This window comes from Microtetraspora sp. AC03309, from assembly GCF_020826795.1.
Lineage (GTDB): Bacteria > Actinomycetota > Actinomycetes > Streptosporangiales > Streptosporangiaceae > Microtetraspora > Microtetraspora glauca.
The window spans coordinates 1-624 of sequence record NZ_JADDIL010000348.1 but is presented as its reverse complement, the minus strand read 5'-3'; the positions used below and the strand labels follow the sequence as shown (position 1 = coordinate 624).

The 624-nt window shown below is 61.9% G+C and carries 1 protein-coding gene; it reads left to right on the top strand.

Features of this window, described 5'->3' with window-relative positions; genetic code table 11:
- Positions 1–106 precede the first annotated feature (106 nt).
- Positions 107–624 (top strand): AraC family transcriptional regulator (locus tag IMZ11_RS43260; protein WP_228649461.1); only part of this gene is annotated, 518 nt, incomplete at its 3' end.

Here is a 624-nt window from a genome sequence, read left to right as displayed (position 1 = left end):
GGCATTCACCTTCGGCACTGAGCAGATATCAGAGCCGACGGATTGGTGCAGCTTCAGCGATACGCACCATCTGGTGTACGTATATCGCGGTGGCGCAATGCATTCGATGCAGACCGCGCTCGATTGGGGGCCGTCGGGGCAAATGCTGCCGACCGTGGGCGACATCTGGTGGAAACCCGCCGGGGTCCCGTGCGCAGCCCTGGTCCAGGGCGAGATCGCCGGATACTGCGAAATTGCCCTTCCATGCCGGGCCATCGGCGACACGGCACTGCTTCCTCGGATCAAATACCGAGACCCGCTGATGCATCACCTGGTCGAGGAGATCTACAGCGTCGCCGACCGTGATGATGCGATCGCACGGTTGCTCACGGACTCCGTCGCCGAGACCATGCGTCTGCTGATCCGGGACAAATATGCCGAGGCGCCGCCGAAGTCGCGTGAACACCGGACCTTCGATACCCGGACCCGCACGATGTTGGTGGACTACCTCAATGACAGCCTGGACTCGGATATCCACCTGGATGCGCTGGCGCAACTGACCGGGATGTCGGTCCAGGCGTTCATCGGCGCTTTTCGCCGGGCCTTTCACACCACGCCGTATCAGTTTCTACTCGACCTGCGCAT